Source organism: Pseudomonas sp. PS01297 (genome assembly GCF_029959305.1).
Lineage (GTDB): Bacteria > Pseudomonadota > Gammaproteobacteria > Pseudomonadales > Pseudomonadaceae > Aquipseudomonas > Aquipseudomonas helleri.
Genome location: NZ_JASCPQ010000153.1, coordinates 1 through 7922 on the forward strand (window position 1 = coordinate 1; position 7922 = coordinate 7922).

Genomic DNA, 7922 nt, shown 5'->3' on the forward strand with positions numbered 1-7922 from the left:
GCCGCAGGCTGCGATCTTTTGATCTTCAACGTCAAAAGATCGCAGCCTGCGGCAGCTCCTACGAGGATATTGGTGAGTGTTCAGGCAAAAAAAAGCCCCGCTTATTGGGCGGGGTTGAGGTACGAGCGTGGCGCTCGGAAAACAGTGCGCTATCCCGGCCTTCGGTGAGGAAGGCCGGGACGTGGCTTACAGCAGGATAGTGCGGATGTCGCCCAGCAACTGGCTCAGACGCTGGGTGAAACGTGCAGCTGCAGCGCCGTTGATCACGCGGTGATCGTAGGACAGCGACAGTGGCAGCATCAGCTTCGGCTGGAAGGCTTTGCCGTCCCAGACTGGCTGCATGGTTGCCTTGGACACGCCCAAGATCGCCACTTCCGGTGCGTTGACGATCGGCGTGAAGCCGGTGCCGCCAATGTGACCCAAGCTGGAAATGGTGAAGCAAGCACCCTGCATGTCGTCAGCGGTGAGCTTCTTGTCACGGGCTTTGGCAGCCAGTGCAGCCGCTTCACCTGCCAGTTGCAGCAGGCTCTTCTGATCAACGTTCTTGATCACCGGCACCAGCAAGCCGTCCGGGGTGTCTACGGCGAAGCCGATGTGTACGTACTTCTTGCGGATGATCGCTTTGCCGCTTGGCGCCAGCGAGCTGTTGAAGTCTGGCAGTTCCTTGAGCAGGTGTGCGCAGGCCTTGAGCAGCAGCGGCAGGACGGTCAGTTTCACACCGGCTTTTTCTGCGACGGCTTTTTGCGCAACGCGGAAAGCTTCCAGCTCGGTGATGTCAGCCTGGTCGAACTGAGTCACGTGCGGGATGTTCAGCCAACTGCGGTGCAGGCTCGACGCGCCGATTTGCATCAGGCGGGTCATGGCCACTTCTTCAACTTCACCGAAACGGCTGAAGTCGACTGTCGGGATCGGCGGAATGCCTGCGCCGCCAGTTGCAGCGCCGGCAGCCGGAGCTTCCTTGGCCTTCTGCAGAGCGGTTTTGACGTAAGCCTGTACGTCTTCTTTCAAGACGCGACCGTGTGGGCCACTTGGGCTCACCGCGCTCAGCTCAACGCCGAACTCACGGGCCAGTTGACGCACGGCAGGGCCGGCGTGAACTTTGGCACCGCTTGGCGCAGGGGCAGCAGCCGGTGCCGGAGCAGGGGCCGCTTCAGCCTTGGCAGCCGGCGCAGGAGCCGCCGGTGCTTCAGCTTTGGCCGCCGGAGCTGGCGCCGCTTGTGCAGGAGCGGCTGGCGCAGCAGCGCCCGCCACTTTCAGCTTGAGGATGAAGTCGCCAGTGCCCACTTCGTCGTCCAGCTTGACGGCAATGCTTTCCACCACGCCTGCGGCAGGCGACGGGATTTCCATGCTGGCCTTGTCGGATTCAAGGGTGATCAGCGATTGATCAGCCTCAACGGTGTCGCCAGCCTTGACCAGAATCTCGATGATTTTGGCTTTGCCCGACGAGCCGATGTCCGGCACGTGGATGTCTTGAACCGACTCGCTTGCCGGTGCTGCAGCCGGGGCCGCAGGGGCCTCGGCAGCAGGAGCAGCCGCTGGCTTTTCAGCCGCCGCAGCCTTGGCCGGTGCGGCCGCTTCAGGGGCTGGCGCAGCGCCGCCCTCAGCTTCCAGCTCAAGCAGTTCGTCGCCTTCTTTCAAGCGGTCGCCCAGCTTTACTTTCAGGCTTTTGACGATACCGGCTTTAGGCGCAGGGATTTCCATGCTCGCCTTGTCCGATTCCAGCGTCAGAATGCTTTGATCGGCTTCGACACGGTCACCGACCTTTACAAACAGTTCGATGACTTCACCGTCACCGCTGCCGATGTCAGGTACTCGAATGAGTTCGCTCACAAAAATTCTCCTCAGCAGTCCAGTGGGTTGCGTTTTTCCGGGTTGATACCGAACTTGACGATAGCGTCTGCAATCACCTTAGGTTCGATTTCACCACGGTCAGCCAGAGCTTCCAGGGCTGCCAACACCACGAAGTGACGGTCTACTTCAAAGAAGTGACGCAGTTTTTTGCGGCTGTCGCTGCGGCCGAAACCGTCAGTGCCCAGCACTTTGAATTCCTTGACCGGTACCCACTGACGAATCTGTTCAGCGAACAGCTTCATGTAGTCGGTAGAAGCAATCACCGGACCTTTACGGCCAGTCAGGCACTCTTCAACGAAGGTGCGCTGTGGCTTCTGGCCAGGGTGCAGGCGGTTGTGACGCTCAACGGCCAGGCCGTCGCGACGCAGTTCGTTGAAGCTGGTAACGCTCCACACGTCAGCGCCGACGTTGAACTCTTCACGCAGGATTTTCGCCGCTTCACGCACTTCACGCAGGATGGTGCCGGAGCCCATCAGTTGTACGTGGTGAGCCGCTTCCTTGGTGTCTTCTTCCAGCAGGTACATCCCTTTGACGATGCCTTCCTCAACACCGGCCGGCATGGCAGGTTGCTGGTAAGACTCGTTCATCACGGTGATGTAGTAGAAGACGTCCTGTTGCTCTTCGGTCATCTTCTTCATGCCGTCCTGAATGATCACCGCCAGCTCATAGCCGTAGGTTGGGTCATAGGTGCGGCAGTTCGGGATGGTCGCGGCCAGGATGTGGCTGTGACCGTCTTCGTGTTGCAGGCCTTCACCGTTGAGCGTGGTACGCCCGGCGGTGCCGCCAATCAGGAAGCCACGGGTGCGGCTGTCGCCAGCGGCCCAGGCCAGGTCACCAATACGCTGGAAGCCGAACATCGAGTAGAAGATGTAGAACGGCAGCATTGGCTGGTTGTGGTTCGAGTACGAAGTACCGGCCGCGATGAAAGAGCTCATGGCGCCTGCTTCGTTGATGCCTTCTTCGAGGATCTGGCCCTTTTTGTCTTCCTTGTAGAACATCACCTGGTCTTTATCGACTGGCTCGTAGAGCTGGCCGACGGAGGAGTAGATGCCCAACTGACGGAACATGCCTTCCATACCGAAGGTACGGGCTTCGTCCGGGATGATCGGGACGATGCGCTGACCGATGTCCTTGTCCTTCACCAGCTGTGCGAGGATGCGCACGAACGCCATGGTGGTGGAAATTTCACGGTCGCCGGAGCCGTCAAGGATGGCCTTGAGGGTGTCCAGTGGCGGGGTCGGAATGCTCAGGCTCTTGGCACGACGCTGAGGCACGAAACCGCCCAGTGCAGTGCGGCGCTCGCTCAGGTAGCGGGCTTCGGCGCTGCCTTCTTCCGGTTTGAAGAATGGCAGGGACTCGATGTCTTCATCTTTGACCGGGATGTCGAAACGGTCACGGAACAACTTCAGGCTGTCGACATCGACTTTCTTGGTGTTGTGCGCCGTGTTTTTCGCTTCGCCAGCGCCAGTGCCGTAACCCTTGATGGTCTTGGCCAGGATAACGGTTGGCTGGTCTTTGTGGTTGACCGCTTCGTGGTACGCCGCGTAGACCTTGTACGGGTCGTGGCCGCCACGGTTGAGTTTCCAGATCTCGTCGTCGGACAAGTCAGCAACCATCGCCTTGAGTTCTGGCGTGTTGAAGAAGTGTTCACGTACGAACGCGCCGTCTTTGGCTTTGTAGTTCTGGTACTCGCCGTCGATGACTTCGTCCATGCGACGTTGCAGGATGCCGTCGACGTCTTTGGCCAGCAGTGGGTCCCAGAAACGGCCCCAGATGACTTTGGTCACGTTCCACTGAGCACCGCGGAACACGCCTTCGAGTTCCTGGATGATCTTGCCGTTGCCGCGAACCGGGCCGTCGAGGCGCTGCAGGTTGCAGTTGATGACGAAGATCAGGTTATCGAGGTTTTCGCGGCCAGCCAGGGAGATGGCGCCCAGGGATTCCGGCTCGTCACACTCACCGTCGCCCAGGAAACACCAGACTTTTTGCTTGCCAGCAGGGATGTAACCACGCGATTCCAGGTACTTCATGAAACGCGCCTGGTAGATCGCCTGGATCGGGCCAAGGCCCATGGATACCGTCGGGAACTGCCAGAAATCAGGCATCAGCCAAGGGTGCGGGTAGGACGACAGGCCCTGACCGTCGACTTCCTGGCGGAAGTTGTTCATTTGATCTTCGCTGATGCGACCTTCCATGAACGCACGGGCGTAAACGCCTGGCGAGGTGTGACCCTGGAAGTAGATCAGGTCGCCGCCGTGTTCTTCGGTCGGGGCCTGGAAGAAGTAGTTGAAGCCGATGTCATACAGGGTTGCGCTGGAAGCGAAGCTGGAGATATGACCGCCCAGGTCAGAATCTTTCAAGTTCGTGCGCATAACCATAGCCATGGCGTTCCAGCGTACCAGCGAGCGAATGCGGCGTTCCATGAACAGGTCGCCAGGCATGCGTGCTTCGTGGGTAACAGGAATCGTGTTGCGGTATGGAGTCGTGATGGCGTACGGGAGTTGCGAACCGGTGCGAGTAGCGAGCTCACCCATACGGGTCATCAGATAGTGAGCACGGTCTTCGCCTTCTTTGTCGAGAACCGATTCCAGGGCGTCCAGCCATTCCTGGGTTTCGACGGGATCGAGGTCTTGCATGGCTTGCTCCAGGGCGGAAAGGCTTCCAGAATCGGTTGCCTGAGTTTGCGACTGGCCTTGTGGGCAGACGACATAAATTCTTGGATGACCGGAAGGTTGATTCCGGCGTTGTGTAGTTTTACTACAAATCGTTGCTCATTTCAGCCTTTCGAGTGTTTGACTCAGTAGTAAAACTACAGGGAAGCCTTCGAAGGTCACCTGTTGGGTTGTGCGATAAATCGATATTGTTGGTTCTGTGTTTGGTATTTGGCCGTTGCGACAATGTTTTTTTGCTAAAGAATCACGCTTTTAAGCTATTTATAACCTTTGTTCGACAGTCGGGTTTAACCGCTGTTTCTTCCAGTCACCGTACTCGGCAATACCATCGCCGATCAAGGATAGACCATGAGCCTTCCCTCGCTTGCCGCAATCCCCTCCCTTTTATTGCCCCTTGCCAGCCGCGCCGAGCAGTCCTGGCGCAGTGCCGTGGCCGGTCTGGAAGGCGAACAGGGACTCGACGAATGGTCGTCTGAACGCTGGTCAGACTTTGCCCGGGTGAGTGCGGCAAGCGACTTCTTTATTGAACAGGTGTTACGTGACCCTTTGATGTTGCTGGAACTGGTGAGCTGGGGTGAACTGGACCGCAGCTTCGCCCCCGGCGAGTTGTGCGGGCAGATTGCCGAAGCCGCCCAGCAGGCGCAAACCGACGAAGAACTGGGCCGCGCCCTGCGCCGTCAGCGCACGCGCCAGCAAGTGCGGATTATCTGGCGTGATTTGACCCGCCAGGCCGACCTGATAGAAACCTGCCGCGATTTGTCGGACATGGCCGATGCGAGCATCGATCAAGCCTACCGCTGGCTGTATGAGCGCCATTGCCAGCAGTTCGGCACGCCCATCGGGCACCGCAGCGGCGAGCCGCAACCGATGGTGATTTTGGGCATGGGCAAGCTCGGCGCCGTCGAACTGAACCTGTCATCGGACATCGATCTGATTTTCGCCTACCCCGAGGGCGGCGAAACCGTTGGCGCCAAGCGCCCACTGGATAACCAGGAGTTCTTTATTCGCCTGGGTCAGCGCTTGATCAAGGCGCTGGACCCGATGACCGTCGACGGCTTTGTGTTCCGCGTTGACATGCGCTTGCGGCCGTACGGCTCGTCGGGCGCGCTGGTGTTGAGCTTTAACGCGCTGGAGCAGTATTACCAGGACCAGGGCCGCGACTGGGAACGCTACGCGATGATCAAGGCGCGGGTGGTGGCCGGTGATCAAGTGATGGGCGCGCAGTTGCTGGAGATGCTGCGACCCTTCGTCTATCGGCGTTACCTCGACTTCTCGGCCATCGAAGCGCTGCGCACCATGAAGCAGTTGATCCAGCAAGAAGTACGGCGCAAAGGCATGGCCGACAACATCAAGCTGGGCGCGGGCGGCATTCGTGAAGTCGAGTTTATTGCCCAGGCGTTCCAGTTGATCCACGGCGGCCGCGACCTCAGCCTGCAACAGCGGCCGCTGCTTAAAGTGCTGAGCATCCTTGAGGGGCAAGGCTACCTGCCGGCTGCGGTGGTCAATGAGTTGCGCGAAGGTTATGAATTTTTGCGTTACACCGAGCACGCGATCCAGGCTATTGCCGACCGCCAGACGCAAATGCTCCCGGACGGCGAACAGGATCAGGCGCGCATCGCCTTTATGATGGGCTTTGACACGTGGGCGCAGTTCCATGAACAACTGATGGCGTGGCGCGGGCGTATCGACTGGCATTTCCGTCAGGTCATTGCCGACCCGGACGAGGAAGAAGACCTCGACGAAGGCGAACTGATCGTCGGCGGCGAGTGGTTGCCGTTGTGGGAAGAAGTCCAGGACGACGCAGCGGCGTGTGCGCAATTAGAAGAAGCCGGGTTTGTCGATGCGCCCAAAGCCTTGAAACAATTGGCCAACCTGCGCTCCAGCCCGCAGTTGCGTGCCATGCAGCGTTTGGGGCGTGAGCGTCTGGATGCGTTTATCCCGCGTTTGCTGGCGCAGGCGGTGGAACATGCCAACCCGGACCTGGTGCTGGAGCGTGTGTTGCCGCTGGTTGAGGCGGTGGCCCGACGTTCGGCCTATCTGGTGTTGCTGACTGAAAACCCGGACGCGTTGCGCCGCCTGCTGACCTTGTGCGCGGCCAGCCCGTGGATTGCCGAGCAAATCACCCGCTTCCCGCTGTTGCTTGATGAGTTGCTCAACGAAGGGCGTCTGTTCAAGCCACCCTTGGCGCCCGAGTTGGCCGCCGAGTTGCGCGAGCGGCTCACGCGCATCCCCGAGGACGACCTTGAACAGCAGATGGAAGCGCTGCGTAACTTCAAACTGGCGCACCGCCTGCGGGTGGCGGCCTCAGAAATCGCCGGCAGCTTGCCGCTGATGAAGGTCAGCGATTACCTGACCTGGCTGGCCGAGGCGATTCTGGAGCAAGTGCTGGCCCTGGCCTGGCGCCAAACCGTGGCCAAGTACGGCACGCCGCAGCGGGCGGACGGCAGCCTGTGCGACCCCGGCTTTATTATTGTGGGCTACGGCAAAGTCGGCGGTATCGAGTTGGGCCACGGCTCGGACCTGGACCTGGTGTTTATCCATGACGGCGACCCCAACGCCGAAACCGACGGCGCCAAGCCCATCGACAGCGCGCAGTTCTTCACCCGGCTGGGCCAGCGGATCATCCATTTGCTCACCGCGCAAACCAACTCCGGCCAGCTCTATGAAGTCGACATGCGCCTGCGTCCGTCAGGCGCTTCCGGGTTGTTGGTCAGCTCGCTCGGGGCCTTTGAGCGCTATCAACAGAACGAAGCCTGGACCTGGGAGCATCAAGCGCTGGTGCGGGCGCGGGTGCTGGTGGGCTGCAAGCAGGTCGGCGCGGCCTTTGAAGCCGTGCGGGCGCAGGTGTTGGGCCGCGAGCGGGATTTGCCGACGCTGCGCCAGGAAGTCAGCGAGATGCGCGCCAAAATGCGCGACAACCTGGGCACCCGGCTGACCGCTGCCGGGACGGCGCAGAATGCCTTCGAGGCCACGGTGCCGTTCGACCTCAAGCAGGACGCCGGTGGTATCGTCGATATTGAATTTATGGTGCAATACGCGGCCCTGGCGTGGTCCAGGGAACACCCGGAACTGCTGCGCTATACCGATAACATCCGCATTCTGGAAGGGCTGGAGCAGGCCGGGCTGATGCCCGCCAGCGATGCCAGCCTGTTACGTGAGGCGTACAAAGCCTTCCGCGCCGTTGCCCACCGCCAGGCCTTGCAAAAGGAAGCCGGGGTGGTCAGTGGCGACCAATTGGTGGAAGCGCGACGAGATGTTCGGCGTATATGGGCGCAACTGGGCTTGAGCTAAGCTACGGCTAGCAATTACAGCGGGGAGGCAAGCGTCTGAAGCCGTCAGTAACGTGAACGCGGTCTTTGTAGGAGCGAGCTTGCCTCGCGATCTTTTGATCTTTAAAAG

3 protein-coding genes are annotated in these 7922 nt (G+C 59.9%); 1 reads left to right on the forward strand and 2 read right to left on the reverse strand.

The features are described from left to right. Positions 1-186: 186 nt before the first annotated feature. Positions 187-1830 carry a dihydrolipoyllysine-residue acetyltransferase gene (gene aceF, locus QMX84_RS25205; RefSeq protein ID WP_282365066.1) on the reverse strand — a complete coding sequence of 548 codons (1644 nt, stop codon included), beginning with the start codon at positions 1828-1830 and terminating at the stop codon, positions 187-189. A gap of 11 nt (positions 1831-1841) precedes the next feature. Continuing rightward, on the reverse strand, positions 1842-4487 hold the full coding sequence (aceE, locus tag QMX84_RS25210) for a pyruvate dehydrogenase (acetyl-transferring), homodimeric type (protein ID WP_153334851.1): 2646 nt from the start codon (positions 4485-4487) through the stop codon (positions 1842-1844). 384 nt (positions 4488-4871) lie between these two features. Here aceE and glnE point away from each other — a divergent pair, with 384 nt between their 5' ends. Then, the gene (glnE, locus tag QMX84_RS25215; protein ID WP_282365067.1) at positions 4872-7814 is read left to right on the forward strand and encodes a bifunctional [glutamate--ammonia ligase]-adenylyl-L-tyrosine phosphorylase/[glutamate--ammonia-ligase] adenylyltransferase; all 2943 of its coding nucleotides are present in this window, start codon (positions 4872-4874) and stop codon (positions 7812-7814) included. The last annotated feature ends 108 nt before the right edge of the window (positions 7815-7922 follow it).